This window comes from Kosakonia sp. BYX6 (genome assembly GCF_038449125.1).
GTDB lineage: Bacteria > Pseudomonadota > Gammaproteobacteria > Enterobacterales > Enterobacteriaceae > Kosakonia > Kosakonia calanthes.
Genome location: NZ_CP151800.1, coordinates 3,309,436 through 3,324,709 on the forward strand (window position 1 = coordinate 3,309,436; position 15,274 = coordinate 3,324,709).

The following is a 15,274-nucleotide window of genomic DNA, read 5'->3' on the forward strand; positions in this document are numbered from 1 at the left end:
TATGAATCAGTTGCAAGCATTGTTTGGTGGAACCTTTGATCCCGTGCACTACGGGCATCTTAAGCCTGTCGAAGCACTGGCGAATCTGATTGGCCTGTCGAAGGTCATCATCATGCCGAACAATGTGCCGCCGCATCGCCCGCAACCGGAAGCCACCAGCCAGCAACGCAAAAAAATGGTTGAGCTGGCGATTGCCGACAAACCGCTTTTCACCCTTGATGAACGCGAACTGCGCCGTGATACGCCCTCGTATACGGCGCAAACCTTGCACGAGTGGCGGGAACAACAGGGCGCAGAGCGTTCGCTGGCATTTATTATCGGCCAGGATTCCCTGCTGACCTTCCCAAGCTGGCATCACTACGACACCATTCTCGACAACTGCCATTTGATTGTTTGCCGCCGCCCGGGTTACCCGCTAGCGATGGAGCAGGCCGAGCATCAACAATGGCTTGAGGCGCATCTCACCACCAATCCCGAAGATCTGCATACGCTGCCCGCCGGCAAAATTTTCCTTGCCGAAACGCCGTGGTTTAACATTTCGGCGACGATTATCCGCGAACGGCTTGAGCGCAACGAACCGTGCGACGATCTGCTGCCCGACGCCGTGCTGGATTACATCAACGAACAGGGTTTATACCACTGAGCACCGCCGTCATCGCGGCAATCAACACATCGTTTTCCGCCTGCCCGCGAACCGCGACGCGATAATAACGCCCGTCCAGACCGGGATAATTCGCACAACTGCGGATCAACACATGACGCTCAAGCAGCGCGCGCTGTAAATCTATTTGCGGCGCATCACAGCGTAGAAACAGATAGTTCGCCGCCCCCGACCAGACGGTCAACGCAGGCAATGCATTTAACGCATTGAACAGGCGCGGGCGCTCGCATGACAACCAGTGCCAGCTTGCCTGCTGATACTCGCGATCCTGCAAAATCACATCCCCGGCCAGCGCGGCAAACGCATTGATTGACCACGGCATCTGCGCCGCGCGCATCTGGGTGATTTTTTGCGTATCGCTACCCAGCAGATACCCTAGCCGCAGACCAGGAATAGCATAAAACTTGGTCAACGATCGCAGCACCCAAAGGTGCGGATTACCCGCCAAATGCGGGATAAACCCTTCGCGCTCTGGAATGAAATCCATAAAGGCTTCATCGAGAATCAGCTGGATCCCCAACGTCTTGCAGCGCGCAACAATGGCATGCAACAGAGCGTCATCCGGCAGCAGGCCAGTGGGGTTGTTCGGCGTGCAAAGAAACAGGCAATCGAGGTGCGCCGTTAGCGCATCCAGCAGACGGTCGGTAAGCTGCCAGCCCTCGTCTTCGCGCAGCGCGAATTCCGTAATTTCGCATCCCGCCAGCGACAACGCCCGCCGATACTCGGCAAAACCGGGTGTTACCAGCATTGCGTTACGCGGCGCGAGCGCATTGACCAGCGCGAAAATCGCTTCCGTTTCACCATTCCCGGCAAGCACCCAGGACACCGGCACCTGATGATGGGCGGCCAGCACTTGATGCAAGCGTTGGTATTCAACATCCGGGTAGCATTCGGCCAGCGCCAGGTTCTCCTGCAACGCGCGTTTGAGTGAATCTGGCATTCCTGCCGGGTTAATATTGGCGCTGAAATCGTGTAATTGCTCCGGCGCAATACCGAGCAATTCGGCCGCCTCGCGCGTGTTGCCGCCATGCGCACTGTGAAACAAAGCCATCTTTCGCTCCGGTCAAAAACGGCTATCTTAAACGAAAAGCAGAGGTGGATTCAGAGCGCGATGATAAACTTTGCGCAGAAATCCAGACGGGAGACAACAATGCGACTCTGGTTAATACGCCACGGAGAAACCGAAGCGAATGTCGCCGGGCTTTACAGCGGCCATGCCCCTACACCACTGACACCCAAAGGGCTTGCCCAGGCGCAAACCCTGCGCGAATTACTCCACGCCGTCCCCTTCGATTATGTGCTGTGCAGTGAACTGGAGCGGGCGCAGCAAACGGCAGCATGCGTTCTGGAATCACGCAATCTCGCCATCCACACCACGTCGCTACTGAGCGAGATGTTTTTTGGTGATTGGGAAATGCGCCACCATCGCGATTTAATGCTGGAAGACCCCGAAAGTTACGCCGCCTGGTGCAGCGACTGGCAGAACGCGATCCCCACAAACGGAGAGGGTTTTCAGGCTTTTTCCGCGCGCATTGAGCAAGTGATTGCGCTACTCGCCGGGATTAAACAGACACAGAATAATGTGCTGATTGCCAGCCATCAGGGTGTGTTGAGCCTGCTGATTGCCCGTTTATTGCAGATGCCCGCCACGTCGCTGTGGCATTTTCGCGTGGATCATGGCTGCTGGAGCGCGATTGATATTCACGAGGATTTCGCCACGCTTCGGGTACTGAATAGCCGTGCAGTTTGGCGCCCGGACGAGACGTAGCGCGTTTTTCGCCCATCTCTTTGTCGGCATTGATTCGGTCATTGACACACCACTCCAGGCTGCTATCCTCCGCGCGCAGAAATTGTTTTACAAAAATGGCGATGCAATCACGCGGCCGCGATGGGATGATAGCCCACTTTTGAAATTGTCGGGCTTGGACTTTTATCCCGACAATCAGCGCAGTTCAGGTATAATGTCAGGCCGTTCATTAACAGTACACTTTTTACTCACCCAGGGGGAACACTTGCAGGGTAAAGCACTCCAGGATTTTGTTATCGACAAAATTGATGACCTGAAAGGTCAGGACATCGTTGCCATTGACGTTCAGGGCAAATCCAGCATCACCGATTGCATGGTTATCTGCACCGGTACATCCAGCCGCCATGTGGTGTCCATTGCGGATCACGTAGTTCAGGAATCCCGCGCCGCTGGCTTGCTGCCGCTCGGTGTCGAAGGCGAAAGCGCCGCCGACTGGGTGGTTGTCGATCTGGGCGATGTGATTGTCCATGTTATGCAGGAAGAGAGCCGTCGCCTGTACGAACTGGAAAAACTCTGGGGTTGATGCGTGAAACTGCAACTGGTCGCCGTCGGCACAAAAATGCCGGACTGGGTACAGACAGGTTTTACTGAATATCTGCGTCGCTTTCCGAAAGATATGCCGTTCGAACTGGTGGAAATTCCCGCTGGTAAACGCGGCAAGAACGCCGATATCAAACGTATTCTCGATAAAGAGGGTGAACTGATGCTGGCCGCGGCTGGCAAAAATCGCATTGTCACCCTCGATATCCCTGGAAAACCCTGGGATACACCGCAGCTGGCAAACGCGCTGGAACGCTGGAAGCAGGATGGGCGCGATGTCAGCCTGCTGATTGGCGGACCAGAAGGGTTATCCCCCGCCTGCAAAGCGGCAGCAGAACAAAGTTGGTCTCTCTCTGCGTTGACACTTCCTCACCCGCTGGTGCGTGTGCTGGTTGCCGAAAGCCTGTATCGCGCATGGAGTATTACAACCAATCACCCTTATCACCGTGAGTAATGACGAGTCTTAGGCAGATAAAGCAGCGGATGAAATTACAGAATTCTTTTCGCGACTATACGGCTGAGTCCGCGCTGTTTGTGCGCCGGGCGGTGGTCGCCTTTACGGGGATTTTGCTGCTTTCCGGCGTGCTGGTCGCCAACCTTTATAATCTGCAAATCGTCCGTTTTGCAGATTACCAGACCCGCTCCAACGAAAACCGCATCAAACTGGTTCCTATCGCGCCGAGTCGCGGCATTATTTACGATCGCAACGGCACGCCGCTGGCGCTCAATCGCACCATTTACCAGGTGGAAATGATGCCGGAGAAGGTCGATGACGTGCAGCAAACGCTGGATGCGCTGCGCGATGTGGTCGATCTAAACGATGATGATATCGCCGCGTTCAAAAAAGAGCGCTCGCGCTCGCACCGGTTCACCTCCATTCCGGTGAAAACCAACCTGACCGAAGTGCAGGTCGCCCGCTTTGCCGTCAACCAGTACCGCTTTCCCGGCGTGGAAGTGAAAGGCTATAAACGCCGCTTTTACCCGTACGGTTCCGCACTGACGCATGTCATTGGCTATGTGTCCAAAATTAACGATAAAGATGTCGAAAGGCTGGATAAAGACGGCAAGCTCGCCAACTACGCCGCGACCCATGATATCGGCAAACTCGGCATCGAGCGCTATTACGAAGATGTGCTGCACGGCCAAACCGGCTATGAAGAAGTGGAAGTTAACAACCGTGGCCGCGTGATCCGCCAGCTCAAAGAAGTACCGCCGCAGGCCGGGCATGACATTTATCTGACGCTGGATCTCAAATTACAGCAGTATGTTGAAACGCTGCTCGCCGGCAGCCGCGCTGCGGTGGTGGTGACCGATCCGCGCAACGGCAGTATTCTGGCGCTGGTGTCCATGCCCAGCTACGATCCGAACCTGTTTGTCGACGGCATTTCGAGTAAGGATTACGCTGCCCTGCTCAACGATCCGAATACGCCGCTGATCAACCGCGCGACGCAGGGGGTTTACCCGCCAGCGTCCACAGTGAAACCGTATGTGGCGGTTTCCGCACTCAGTGCTGGCGTGATCACCCGCAACACCAGCCTGTTCGATCCGGGTTGGTGGCAGTTGCCCGGTTCTGAAAAACGCTATCGTGACTGGAAAAAATGGGGACACGGCCATCTGAATGTCACCAAATCTCTGGAAGAATCCGCCGATACCTTCTTCTACCAGGTCGCTTATGACATGGGCATCGACCGCCTGTCAGAGTGGATGAGTAAATTTGGTTACGGCCACTATACGGGCGTCGACCTGTCGGAAGAACGTTCCGGGAATATGCCGACCCGCGAATGGAAGCTGAAGCGCTTTAAGAAACCGTGGTATCAGGGCGACACCATTCCGGTGGGCATCGGTCAGGGTTACTGGACCGCGACCCCGTTACAGATAAACAAAGCGATGATGACGCTGATTAACGACGGCATCGTTAAAGTGCCGCATCTGCTGATGAGCACGGTCGAAGACGGCAAACAGGTTCCGTGGAAGCAGCCCGTACAGCAGCCAATCGGCGATATTCATTCTGGTTATTGGGAAATCGCCAAAGACGGTATGTACGGCGTGGCGAACCGCCCCAACGGGACGGGCCACAAGTACTTTGCCAATGCGCCGTATAAGGCAGCGGCGAAATCCGGTACCGCACAGGTCTTTGGTCTGAAGGCGAACGAAACCTATAATGCGCACCGCATTGCCGAACGTCTGCGCGACCATAAATTGATGACGGCCTTCGCGCCTTATGACAATCCGCAGGTTGCTGTCGCGATCATCCTGGAAAACGGCGGCGCAGGCCCGGCTGTCGGGACCATCATGCGCCAGATCCTCGACCATATTATGCTTGGCGATAACAACACCGAGTTGCCGGCGGAAAACCCGTCAACGGCAGCGGCGGAGGACCAATAATCATGACGGATAATCCGAACAAAAAATCGTTCTGGGACAAAATCCATATCGATCCCGCGTTCATGCTCATTATCCTCGCGCTGCTGTTCTACAGCGCGATCGTTATCTGGAGCGCCAGCGGCCAGGACATTGGCATGACGGAACGCAAAATCGGCCAGATCACTATGGGGCTGATTGTCATGGTCGTGCTGGCGCAGGTCCCGCCACGCGTCTACGAAGGCTGGGCGCCCTATCTCTATATTTTCTGTGTGATCTTGCTGATTGCGGTCGATGCCTTCGGTGCTATTTCGAAAGGTGCGCAGCGCTGGCTCGATCTGGGCATTGTGCGTTTCCAGCCCTCTGAGATTGCTAAAATCGCCGTACCGCTGATGGTGGCGCGCTTTATCAACCGCGATGTTTGTCCGCCGTCACTGAAAAACACAGCCATCGCGCTGGTGCTGATTTTTGTGCCGACACTGCTGGTGGCGGCGCAGCCGGATCTCGGTACGTCAATTTTGGTGGTGCTCTCCGGGCTGTTTGTGCTTTTCTTATCCGGTCTGAGCTGGCGGCTGATTGGTATCGCCGCCGTGCTGGTCGCCGCGTTTATCCCGGTGTTGTGGTTCTTCCTGATGCATGATTATCAGCGCCAGCGCGTGATGATGTTGCTCGATCCGGAAACCGATCCGCTGGGTGCGGGCTACCATATTATTCAGTCGAAGATCGCCATTGGCTCCGGCGGTTTGACCGGCAAAGGCTGGCTGCACGGTACTCAGTCGCAGCTTGAGTTTCTGCCGGAACGCCACACCGATTTTATCTTCGCCGTCTTGTCGGAAGAACTCGGTCTGGTGGGTATTCTGATTTTGCTGGCGCTCTATTTGCTGCTGATTATGCGCGGGTTATGGATCGCCGCGCGGGCACAGACTACCTTTGGTCGGGTAATGGCCGGTGGTTTGATGTTGATTCTGTTCGTTTATGTGTTCGTAAATATTGGTATGGTGAGCGGTATCTTGCCGGTGGTGGGCGTACCGCTACCGCTGATCAGCTACGGGGGTTCTGCCCTGATCGTACTCATGGCCGGGTTTGGTATCGTTATGTCGATCCATACCCACAGGAAAATGTTGTCAAAGAACGTATAAGAGGTGCGCAATGCATAAGCTTTGGCCTGGGATCTGCATCGCGGCAGGGTTGCTGGCGGCATGTTCAAATAATGATGGTCAGCAACAAACGATCGTCGCGCCCCAACCCGCCGTGTGCAACGGTCCTGTCGTAGAGATCAGTGGCGCGGAGCCGCATTATGAGCAGCTCAATGCGACGGCAAATCAGGATTATGAGCGTGACGGTAAAAGCTACAAAGTGGTACAAGACCCGTCAACCTTCAGCCAGGCGGGTTTCGCCGCGATTTATGACGCCGAACCGGGCAGCAACCTGACCGCGTCCGGCGAAGCGTTTGATCCGAATCAGCTGACTGCGGCGCACCCGACGCTGCCGATCCCGAGTTACGCGCGCATCACCAACCTGGCGAACGGCCGCATGATTGTCGTGCGCATCAACGATCGTGGCCCGTACGGTAATGACCGCGTGATCTCCCTTTCGCGCGCTTCCGCCGACCGTCTGAACACCTCGAATAACACCAAAGTGCGCATCGATCCGATTATCGTCGCGCAGGATGGTTCGCTTTCTGGTCCGGGGATGGCCTGTACCAAAGTCGCGCAGCAAACCTATGTGCTGCCCGCTCGCCCGGATCTCGGCGGCGGCATGGGCAGCGCCTCTTCACAACCGCAGCCAACCCAACCGCAAGATAATGTTCAGCCGATCAGCAACGATACGCTGAAAAGCGATGACGCCACCGGCGCGCCGGTCAGTAGCGGTGGTTTCCTGGGCGCGCAAACACCGCTTGCCTCTGGCGTGCTGGAAAGCAATGAGACCGCGCAACCGACAACCACCACGCCGGTAACGGCAACGCCAGCCACACAAACTGAGCCGGTAGTTCAGGCTGCGGCACCGGCGACGCGCACTTCACCGGTTACCGCACCGGGTTCTGTGCAGGGTGGCGTGCGGACAACCGCCCCGACCACCAGCGCACCGGCGGCAACCGCCAGCAGCGGTTATATGGTGCAAGTGGGCGCGGTAAGCGATCAGACGCGGGCGCAGCAGTATCAACAACGTTTGGCGCAGCAATTTGCCGTACCGGGTCGCGTCACGCAAAACGGCGCGGTCTGGCGCGTACAGTTAGGGCCGTTCAGTAATAAAGCCGATGCCAGCGCTTTACAGCAACGTCTGCAAAATGAAGCGCAGTTACAGTCGTTTATTACTGGCGCGCAGTAGTTGGGAAAGGCATCTGATTCTGTCAGTTTGTGTAAGCAACATTAACAATCTCATGCTGAAAGTCAGATGCCTGCCGATATAGCTTTTGCTATAGTAAGGCACTTTTTTTAACTCCATCACGGATGTCGTAGTTCGACCATGAAGACCACTTTTTCCGCTCGTTTCGTGCAGCGCCTGGCGCTCACCACGGCGCTGACCGCAGCCGCTCTGTCCGCTGCGCATGCCGATGACCTGAATATTAAAACCATGATCCCAGGCGTTCCGCAGATCGACGCGGAATCTTACATCCTGATCGATTACAACTCTGGCAAAGTGCTGGCGGAACAGAACGCCGATGCGCGTCGCGACCCGGCAAGTCTGACCAAAATGATGACCAGCTACGTCATCGGCCAGGCGATGAAAGCGGGTAAATTCAAAGACAGCGATCTGGTGACTATCGGCAACGACGCATGGGCAACCGGCAACCCGGTGTTCCGTGGTTCTTCCCTGATGTTCCTGAAGCCAGGCATGCAAGTGCCGGTTTCCCAGCTGATTCGCGGTATCAACCTGCAATCCGGTAACGATGCTTGCGTAGCGATGGCCGATTATGTTGCCGGAAGCCAGGACGCGTTCGTTGGCCTGATGAACAGCTACGTTAACGCGTTGGGTCTGAAAAACAGCCATTTCCAGACAGTGCACGGTCTGGATGCCGATGGTCAGTTCAGCTCCGCCCGCGATATGGCGATGATTGGCCAGGCGCTGATCCGTGACGTGCCGAACGAATACTCCATCTATAAAGAGAAAGAGTTTACCTTTAACGGCATCCGCCAGACTAACCGTAACGGTCTGCTGTGGGATAACAGCCTGAATGTCGACGGTATTAAAACCGGTCACACCGACAAAGCCGGTTACAACCTGGTGGCCTCGGCGACGGAAGGTCAAATGCGTTTGATCTCGGCGGTGATGGGCGGCCGTACCTTTAAAGGCCGTGAGACGGAAAGTAAAAAGCTGCTGACTTGGGGTTTCCGTTTCTTTGAAACCGTGAGTCCGCTGAAAGCGGGTAAAGAGTTCGCGTCTGAGCCGGCCTGGTTCGGCGACAGCGATCGCGCCTCTTTGGGCGTGGATAAAGACGTTTACCTGACCATTCCTCGCGGTCGCATGAAAGATCTGAAAGCCAGTTATGTGCTGAATACCAGTGAGTTGCACGCGCCGTTGCAGAAAAATCAGGTTGTTGGCGCCATCAACTTCCAGTTGGATGGCAAAACCATCGAGCAACGCCCGCTGGTTGTGTTGCAGGAAATCCCGGAAGGTAATTTCTTCGGCAAAATCATTGATTACATTAAATTGATGTTCCATCACTGGTTTGGCTAAAAAATGAACACTTGAAAGTGTGATTTCTGCCCCCATATACTTAGCATCTCAAAAACTCCTGCTCCTTCGGCAGGAGTTGTTATTTTTTACGCCGGAGCTGACATGAAAACCAATCTCAAAGAACTGCTTGAATTCCCGACTCCCTTTACCTACAAAGTGATGGGTCTGGCGAAACCAGAGCTGGTTGATCTGGTGGTTGAAGTGGTACAGCGCCATGCGCCAGGTGATTACTCTCCGCAGGTAAAACCGAGCAGCAAAGGCAATTACCACTCGGTATCTATCACCATCAACGCGACGCACATTGAGCAAGTTGAAACGCTGTACGAAGAACTGGGCAACATCGAAATTGTTCGTATGGTGCTGTAATCGAGCGGGACGTTACCCGGAGCCATTCGGGTAACGTTTTCGCTGTGGTATACTCCCCGCACTCTTTTCTCCCCCGGAGATGCCGTTTTGTCTCAGGACACAATTCTTATCCGCAACCTCGGTTTACAGCCTTATGAGCCTGTATCCCAATCAATGCATGAATTCACCGATACTCGCGACGACAGCACGCCTGATGAAATCTGGCTGGTCGAGCACCCTCCTGTCTTTACGCAGGGCCAGGCCGGTAAAGCCGAACATGTGCTGGCGGCGGGAGATATTCCGGTTATCCAAAGCGATCGCGGCGGCCAGGTGACCTACCACGGACCGGGCCAGCAAGTGATGTATGTTTTAATTAATCTTAAGCGCCGCAAAATTGGCGTGCGCGAACTGGTCACCCTGCTGGAAAATACCGTTATTAATACGCTCGCCGCGTTCAATATCGATGCGCAAGCGCGAGCCGATGCACCAGGCGTGTATGTGCAAGGTAAGAAAATTTGTTCGCTGGGTTTGCGCATTCGGAAAGGCTGCTCATTTCATGGCCTGGCGCTGAATATAGATATGGACCTGGCGCCGTTTATGCGCATCAACCCTTGCGGTTACGCCGGGATGGAAATGACGCAGGTCAGCCAACTCGCTGAAAATGTGGGTCTGGATAAAATAAGGACAATTCTTATCCAGCAATTTTTAGCGTTACTAAACAATCCACCCCATCAATATATGAATGCTTAATATATGATGTATAACGACCCGCAATTTGTGCGGGTCGTTATTTATTTGTCTTGTTAATGCTTTACAACAGAAGCCATATTCTCTATTTTCAACCTGCCTGCCTTTTCTGGCTAATAAGTACCACAATGCTTCGCCAGACTTCGTATACGTGCTTTAGGCCAATCGCTTTTTGAGTACATTGCCCGGCATCGCGATGAAAAATCTACGTAATGATGGTATGAGACAGGACGTTAACTCAAATTAATAATGAACAAGAAAAACAAATTCAACTATCATTCATATTGCGAATGAATACGGAGCACAAGCGTGGATAATAATAACCTGCCGGAAAAGCGAATAACCGTGCGCCCCGAGGACGACAAACCGCAAATCTTCCGGACGCTGCGCAATATTGATCTCAATTTGTTGACTATTTTTGAGGCAGTATATGTTCACAAAGGGATTGTCAACGCGGCAAAAGTGCTCAACTTAACGCCTTCCGCTATTAGCCAGTCAATTCAAAAATTACGTTTGATATTTCCCGATCCGCTTTTCATCCGTAAAGGCCAGGGCGTCACGCCGACAGCCTATGCTTCTCATCTGCATGAATATATCAGCCAGGGCCTGGAGTCTATTCTCGGTGCGCTGGACCTTACTGGCAGTTATGACAAACAGCGGACAATTACTGTCGGCACTACGCCTTCTATTGGCGCGTTAGTCATTCCTTCTATTTTTCAGGCAATAAAAGAGCATTCTCCGCATTTAATGATGCGCAATATTCCTATTAGCGATGCGGAAAGCCAGTTAAGCCAGTTTCAGACCGATTTAATTATCGATACGCATATTACGAGTTCGCGCACCATTAACCATCATGTGCTTTATACCGACCGGTTAATGTTGGTTTGCCGTAAAGGGCACCCTTGTCTGCATGAAGCGATTAATGCGGAAATTTTGCAGAAATATGAGCACACACTATTGATGCTGGAAGGGCAAAATTTGAGCGCCTTGCGTCAGCGGGTGCAGGACATCTTCCCGGAACGCCAGGTCAGTTTTAGCAGTTACAATATGTTTACTATTGCAGCACTGATCGGCAACAGCGATTTACTGGGGCTGATGCCCATGCGTTTGTTCGAGTTATTCCGCCACTGTTGGCCATTGGTGGAGATACCTTTCGCCGCCATCAGCAATGAACGCCTCGATATTTCCCTGTATTACAACAAGTTGAGCTTGCGTGATCCGGTTCTGGAAAATGTTATCGACGTTATCCGACGGGCTTTTTAAGGCCCGCCCGCGCCTGGCAAATCGGCTAACCCTTTCTGGGCATCTGGCACAAAACAACAACTATTTTACAAATTGGCCGGTTGTCAGGCTGCTTTCTGTCCTCTATCAATGGTATACTGCGCGCACGTTAATTCAAAAATAGTTGATAAATACAACATTCCCTTGAATTGAAATGCTTACTTCGTTATCCGCAACTGGAACACGCACGCTATGAGTAAACCCATTGTGATGGAACGCGGTGTCAAATATCGCGATGCCGATAAAATGGCTCTTATCCCGGTCAAAAACGTGGCAACAGAGCGCGAAGCCCTGTTAAGAAAACCGGAATGGATGAAAATCAAACTCCCGGCCGACTCTTCCCGTATCCAGGGTATTAAAGCAGCCATGCGCAAAAATGGGCTGCACTCTGTGTGTGAAGAAGCATCTTGCCCGAACCTTGCTGAGTGTTTCAACCACGGTACGGCGACCTTTATGATCCTCGGTGCGATTTGTACGCGCCGCTGCCCATTCTGCGATGTGGCCCATGGTCGCCCTGTCGCACCGGATACGAACGAACCACAAAAACTGGCGCAGACCATTGCTGATATGGCGCTGCGTTATGTTGTTATCACCTCGGTCGACCGTGATGACCTACGTGATGGCGGTGCTCAGCATTTTGCTGACTGCATCACCGCCATTCGCGAGAAGACCCCGTCGATTAAAATCGAAACGCTGGTTCCGGATTTCCGTGGTCGTATGGATCGCGCGCTGGAGATTCTAACCGCCACGCCGCCAGATGTGTTTAACCACAACCTGGAAAACGTACCGCGTGTTTATCGCCAGGTTCGCCCGGGCGCGGATTACAACTGGTCTTTGAAACTGCTGGAGCGTTTTAAAGAAACGCACCCGGATATCCCGACCAAATCTGGCTTGATGGTGGGTTTAGGCGAAACCAACGCAGAAATCATTGAAGTGATGCGCGATTTGCGCCGACACGGCGTGACCATGTTGACGCTGGGGCAGTATCTGCAACCGAGCCGCCATCATCTGCCAGTACAGCGTTATGTCAGCCCGGATGAGTTTGATGAGATGAAAGAGGAAGCGCTGGCGATGGGCTTTACCCATGCAGCGTGCGGCCCGTTTGTTCGCTCTTCCTACCATGCAGATTTGCAGGCAAAAGGCCTTGAAGTGAAGTAACACTTGCTTACACTCAAAACAAAAAAACCGGCTTAATAGCCGGTTTTTTTTCGCCTGCGAGGCGTGATTACTCTTTGTGAGAGAGTTTCTGTGCGGTGACTTCATCAGCGTCTTTTTTCGCTGCATCGTCGTCATTCATCGCTTTTTTGAAGCCTTTGATGGCTGCGCCCAAGTCGCCGCCCAGTGTACGCAGCTTCTTGGTTCCAAACAGCAGAACGACCAGCGCGGCCACGACCAGCAATTTAGTAATACTAATCTCACCCATAGATACCTTCTTTCATAAAACAGGCTGTATAGAGCACGTTGGATAACCCGACATCATTAACGGTCATTCAATGCGCGCACACAATAGCAACCTGTAACGAGATGAATCAAGTGTTGTTTAAAAAAACATCACAATAATTGTGGTCCAGCGAAGCGGCGATTACGTAAAACGGGCAGTTTTTCCCGCGTTTGCGCCACGCGCTCTGCTGTCACATCAGCAAAAATCAATTGCGGCGCTTCTGCCGCAGCGGCAACCGTCACGCCTTGTGGATCGATAATCCGGCTCTGACCAATATTTTTATTGCCACACTCGCCGGAAGCAACAACATAACACGTTGTATCCAACGCTCGCGCGGCGAGCAATGTTGACCAATGCATCTCCTTAAGCGGCCCGCGTACCCATGCAGCGGGCAACACCAGCAACTCAGCCCCTTGCAACGCCAACGCCAGTGCAAGCTCCGGGAAACGTAAATCGTAACAGGTCATCAAGCCAACCCGCATGCCGTCGACATCGATCAGCGGCGCGATTTCGTGACCGGCATCCACCCGCGCGGATTCCTGCATGCTGAACGCATCATACAAATGCAGCTTGGCATACTGCGCGATGACCTCTCCGCCGCGCAATACGACCAGCGTATTCACCGCTCTGCCTTCCGTCGAAGGAACATGGATGGTTAGCACGGTGGTCAGCGCGTTACGGCGACTCTCCTCACAAAGCAGGCTCAGGAAGCCGCCATCAAGCGCCTGAGCGGACTTCACAGACAGATGTGGGTCAGCGTCATCTCTTGCCAGTAACGCTTCTGGTAACACCAGCAGCGATGCGTGTTGATGAGCAGCCTGCGCCATTAATGCCACGCAGGTGCGCGCATTGGTTTGCCAGTCTGGAGTTACCACAAATTGTCCGGCTGCTACGATCATCGCTATCTCCTCACGCTGTGCCATAGCCAGGACTTAGCCATGACGGTAAACTTATCACTCTAACAAATCAGATAGCAGGATTTCGCAGTGTTACAACTCCTTTTAGCGGTATTTATTGGCGGGGGCACTGGCAGCGTGGCGCGCTGGATGCTCAGTATGAAGCTAAACCCGGCGCATCAGGCAATCCCGATGGGTACGCTGACCGCCAACCTGGCAGGTGCGTTTATCATTGGGATGGGGCTGGCGTGGTTTAATCGGATGACGCATATCGATCCGGTGTGGAAAGTCCTGCTGACGACCGGTTTTTGCGGCGGACTGACAACGTTTTCCACCTTTTCGGCGGAAGTGGTGTTTCTGCTTCAGGAAGGCCGCGCTGGTTGGGCATTGCTCAATGTGGCCGTCAATTTGTTGGGCTCGTTCGCCATGACGGCACTGGCGTTCTGGCTATTTTCCGCTGCGAACGCAAATTGAAGGCAAAAAAAAACCCGCCTTTCGGCGGGTTTTGAGTTTCTTACTGAACGCAGCTGAATTAGACAGGCATTACGTTAGCAGCAGATGGGCCTTTGGCACCGTTAGTGATTTCAAACTCAACGCGCTGGCCTTCAGCCAGGGTTTTGAAACCATTGCTCTGGATTGCAGAGAAGTGTACGAACACGTCTTTGCTGCCATCTTCCGGAGTAATGAAACCGAATCCTTTGGATTCATTAAACCACTTAACGTTACCTTTAATCTTAGACATCAAAATTACCTTTACATGAAAAAACGACACAAATGCTGTGTCGGGTATCAGTACATCAATTGTGGCGACTTTTGTCCAGTTGTTATTCGCTAAAAAGTGATAAATGTCGCGAACTTTTTTTCCAGTGCCGGTTTATTCCGCGTTTTGCCTGCTGATTAATAATTGCTCACTATGTTTGGCCGCATTGGCATCAGAACTGGAAACGCATCCAGGCAAAGTAAACGTTTCCGTTGTTGTAAGTGCCGGGAATGTAAGTCATTTGGAATGTCGCCGGGCCATAACCCACCGAGGCCAGCGGCAGCAGCACCGGAATCGGGATATACTTCCAGTTATCACGCGCGGTAGCCCCTGCGGTGTAACCCAACCCCAAACGGAAATTATCATCTGCCAGCGGGCGCCATATCTTCTCCCAACCGTAACCGCCAATCGGCTCCCACTTGTTATAGGAGTCTTTGAACGCCATCAGGTAAAGACCGTGCCAGTTTCCTTTCTCATCCCAACGGTCTTGCCCAAAACCGGCTCCCCACGGCCGCTCGTTGTAACGATCGGTTTTGTCCTTGTCATAGGCAAAGCGCGCATGCCAGGTGATTGCAGGAACATAGAGCTCGTAGTGCTCTGGTTGCTGCCAGGTTTGTTTCACATTCTGTGCAAAATCGGAATACCAGGGCGTTTTTGCCGCATACGCGGAGAAAATCACCGAAAACTGACAGAATAAAAACACTAAAACAGATTTAAAGGTGTTATTTACAGACACTGCATTATTTCCATATTTCGA

The 15,274-nt window shown here is 53.2% G+C and carries 18 protein-coding genes; 13 read left to right on the plus strand and 5 right to left on the minus strand.

The window, feature by feature from the left end; genetic code table 11:
• Window position 1: 1 nt before the first annotated feature.
• Complete coding sequence (gene nadD / locus AAEY27_RS15555; RefSeq protein WP_342321593.1) at window positions 2-643, plus strand: nicotinate-nucleotide adenylyltransferase; 642 nt, start codon at window positions 2-4, stop codon at window positions 641-643.
• Here nadD and cobD read toward each other — a convergent pair.
• A complete protein-coding gene (gene cobD, locus AAEY27_RS15560; RefSeq protein WP_342321595.1) occupies window positions 618-1,712 on the minus strand; it encodes a threonine-phosphate decarboxylase CobD in 1,095 nt (364 codons plus the stop codon). The two genes, nadD and cobD, sit on opposite strands and share 26 nt — an antisense overlap.
• Window positions 1,713-1,811: 99 nt before the next feature.
• On the opposite strand from cobD, the gene AAEY27_RS15565 reads away from it, so the two are divergent.
• The 11 genes from AAEY27_RS15565 (at window position 1,812) to lipA (ending at window position 12,578) form a co-directional block, all read left to right on the plus strand.
• Window positions 1,812-2,429, plus strand: coding sequence for an adenosylcobalamin/alpha-ribazole phosphatase (locus tag AAEY27_RS15565; RefSeq protein WP_342321596.1), 618 nt, complete (start codon window positions 1,812-1,814; stop codon window positions 2,427-2,429).
• 244 nt (window positions 2,430-2,673) lie between these two features.
• Window positions 2,674-2,991, plus strand: coding sequence for a ribosome silencing factor (gene rsfS / locus AAEY27_RS15570; protein WP_342325593.1), 318 nt, complete (start codon window positions 2,674-2,676; stop codon window positions 2,989-2,991).
• Between the two features lie 3 nt (window positions 2,992-2,994).
• Complete coding sequence (gene rlmH, locus AAEY27_RS15575; RefSeq protein WP_342321597.1) at window positions 2,995-3,462, plus strand: 23S rRNA (pseudouridine(1915)-N(3))-methyltransferase RlmH; 468 nt, start codon at window positions 2,995-2,997, stop codon at window positions 3,460-3,462.
• A gap of 29 nt (window positions 3,463-3,491) precedes the next feature.
• Window positions 3,492-5,393, plus strand: a complete 1,902-nt coding sequence (gene mrdA, locus AAEY27_RS15580; protein ID WP_342321598.1) for a peptidoglycan DD-transpeptidase MrdA — start codon at window positions 3,492-3,494, stop codon at window positions 5,391-5,393.
• A gap of 2 nt (window positions 5,394-5,395) precedes the next feature.
• A complete protein-coding gene (gene mrdB / locus AAEY27_RS15585) occupies window positions 5,396-6,508 on the plus strand; it encodes a peptidoglycan glycosyltransferase MrdB (RefSeq protein WP_342321599.1) in 1,113 nt (370 codons plus the stop codon).
• A 10-nt stretch (window positions 6,509-6,518) separates the two neighbouring features.
• Window positions 6,519-7,697 carry an endolytic peptidoglycan transglycosylase RlpA gene (rlpA, locus tag AAEY27_RS15590; protein WP_342321600.1) on the plus strand — a complete coding sequence of 393 codons (1,179 nt, stop codon included), beginning with the start codon at window positions 6,519-6,521 and terminating at the stop codon, window positions 7,695-7,697.
• 138 nt (window positions 7,698-7,835) lie between these two features.
• A complete protein-coding gene (gene dacA / locus AAEY27_RS15595; RefSeq protein ID WP_342321602.1) occupies window positions 7,836-9,047 on the plus strand; it encodes a D-alanyl-D-alanine carboxypeptidase DacA in 1,212 nt (403 codons plus the stop codon).
• Between the two features lie 102 nt (window positions 9,048-9,149).
• Window positions 9,150-9,413: a DUF493 family protein YbeD gene (gene ybeD, locus AAEY27_RS15600; RefSeq protein WP_017455881.1), complete on the plus strand. Its 264-nt coding sequence runs from the start codon at window positions 9,150-9,152 to the stop codon at window positions 9,411-9,413.
• A gap of 87 nt (window positions 9,414-9,500) precedes the next feature.
• Complete coding sequence (gene lipB / locus AAEY27_RS15605) at window positions 9,501-10,142, plus strand: lipoyl(octanoyl) transferase LipB (RefSeq protein ID WP_342321603.1); 642 nt, start codon at window positions 9,501-9,503, stop codon at window positions 10,140-10,142.
• Window positions 10,143-10,448: 306 nt separating this feature from the next.
• Window positions 10,449-11,402, plus strand: coding sequence for a YbeF family transcriptional regulator (locus tag AAEY27_RS15610; protein WP_342321604.1), 954 nt, complete (start codon window positions 10,449-10,451; stop codon window positions 11,400-11,402).
• A gap of 210 nt (window positions 11,403-11,612) precedes the next feature.
• Complete coding sequence (lipA, locus tag AAEY27_RS15615) at window positions 11,613-12,578, plus strand: lipoyl synthase (protein ID WP_342321606.1); 966 nt, start codon at window positions 11,613-11,615, stop codon at window positions 12,576-12,578.
• A gap of 67 nt (window positions 12,579-12,645) precedes the next feature.
• Here the strand turns inward: lipA and tatE are convergent, their stop codons facing one another.
• Together tatE and AAEY27_RS15625 are read right to left on the minus strand one after the other, a co-directional pair.
• Window positions 12,646-12,843: a twin-arginine translocase subunit TatE gene (gene tatE / locus AAEY27_RS15620; RefSeq protein ID WP_342321607.1), complete on the minus strand. Its 198-nt coding sequence runs from the start codon at window positions 12,841-12,843 to the stop codon at window positions 12,646-12,648.
• A gap of 128 nt (window positions 12,844-12,971) precedes the next feature.
• Window positions 12,972-13,760: a deaminated glutathione amidase gene (locus tag AAEY27_RS15625; RefSeq protein WP_342321609.1), complete on the minus strand. Its 789-nt coding sequence runs from the start codon at window positions 13,758-13,760 to the stop codon at window positions 12,972-12,974.
• 87 nt (window positions 13,761-13,847) lie between these two features.
• Here AAEY27_RS15625 and crcB point away from each other — a divergent pair, with 87 nt between their 5' ends.
• Window positions 13,848-14,231, plus strand: a complete 384-nt coding sequence (gene crcB, locus AAEY27_RS15630) for a fluoride efflux transporter CrcB (RefSeq protein ID WP_342321610.1) — start codon at window positions 13,848-13,850, stop codon at window positions 14,229-14,231.
• Between the two features lie 58 nt (window positions 14,232-14,289).
• Here crcB and cspE read toward each other — a convergent pair whose 3' ends face one another.
• Both cspE and pagP read right to left on the minus strand, forming a co-directional pair.
• A complete protein-coding gene (gene cspE, locus AAEY27_RS15635) occupies window positions 14,290-14,499 on the minus strand; it encodes a transcription antiterminator/RNA stability regulator CspE (protein WP_007373839.1) in 210 nt (69 codons plus the stop codon).
• A 190-nt stretch (window positions 14,500-14,689) separates the two neighbouring features.
• On the minus strand, window positions 14,690-15,196 hold the full coding sequence (pagP, locus tag AAEY27_RS15640; protein WP_342325595.1) for a lipid IV(A) palmitoyltransferase PagP: 507 nt from the start codon (window positions 15,194-15,196) through the stop codon (window positions 14,690-14,692).
• Window positions 15,197-15,274 lie beyond the last annotated feature (78 nt).

Coding starts and splice junctions, on each gene's coding strand:
- ybeD (WP_017455881.1), top strand. CDS start 9,150: ATGAAAACCAATCTCAAAGAACTGCTTGAATTCCCGACTCCCTTTACC.
- cspE (WP_007373839.1), bottom strand. CDS start 14,499: ATGTCTAAGATTAAAGGTAACGTTAAGTGGTTTAATGAATCCAAAGGA.
- cobD (WP_342321595.1), bottom strand. CDS start 1,712: ATGGCTTTGTTTCACAGTGCGCATGGCGGCAACACGCGCGAGGCGGCC.
- lipA (WP_342321606.1), top strand. CDS start 11,613: ATGAGTAAACCCATTGTGATGGAACGCGGTGTCAAATATCGCGATGCC.
- dacA (WP_342321602.1), top strand. CDS start 7,836: ATGAAGACCACTTTTTCCGCTCGTTTCGTGCAGCGCCTGGCGCTCACC.
- nadD (WP_342321593.1), top strand. CDS start 2: ATGAATCAGTTGCAAGCATTGTTTGGTGGAACCTTTGATCCCGTGCAC.
- mrdB (WP_342321599.1), top strand. CDS start 5,396: ATGACGGATAATCCGAACAAAAAATCGTTCTGGGACAAAATCCATATC.
- rlpA (WP_342321600.1), top strand. CDS start 6,519: ATGCATAAGCTTTGGCCTGGGATCTGCATCGCGGCAGGGTTGCTGGCG.
- AAEY27_RS15565 (WP_342321596.1), top strand. CDS start 1,812: ATGCGACTCTGGTTAATACGCCACGGAGAAACCGAAGCGAATGTCGCC.
- AAEY27_RS15625 (WP_342321609.1), bottom strand. CDS start 13,760: ATGATCGTAGCAGCCGGACAATTTGTGGTAACTCCAGACTGGCAAACC.
- tatE (WP_342321607.1), bottom strand. CDS start 12,843: ATGGGTGAGATTAGTATTACTAAATTGCTGGTCGTGGCCGCGCTGGTC.
- mrdA (WP_342321598.1), top strand. CDS start 3,492: ATGAAATTACAGAATTCTTTTCGCGACTATACGGCTGAGTCCGCGCTG.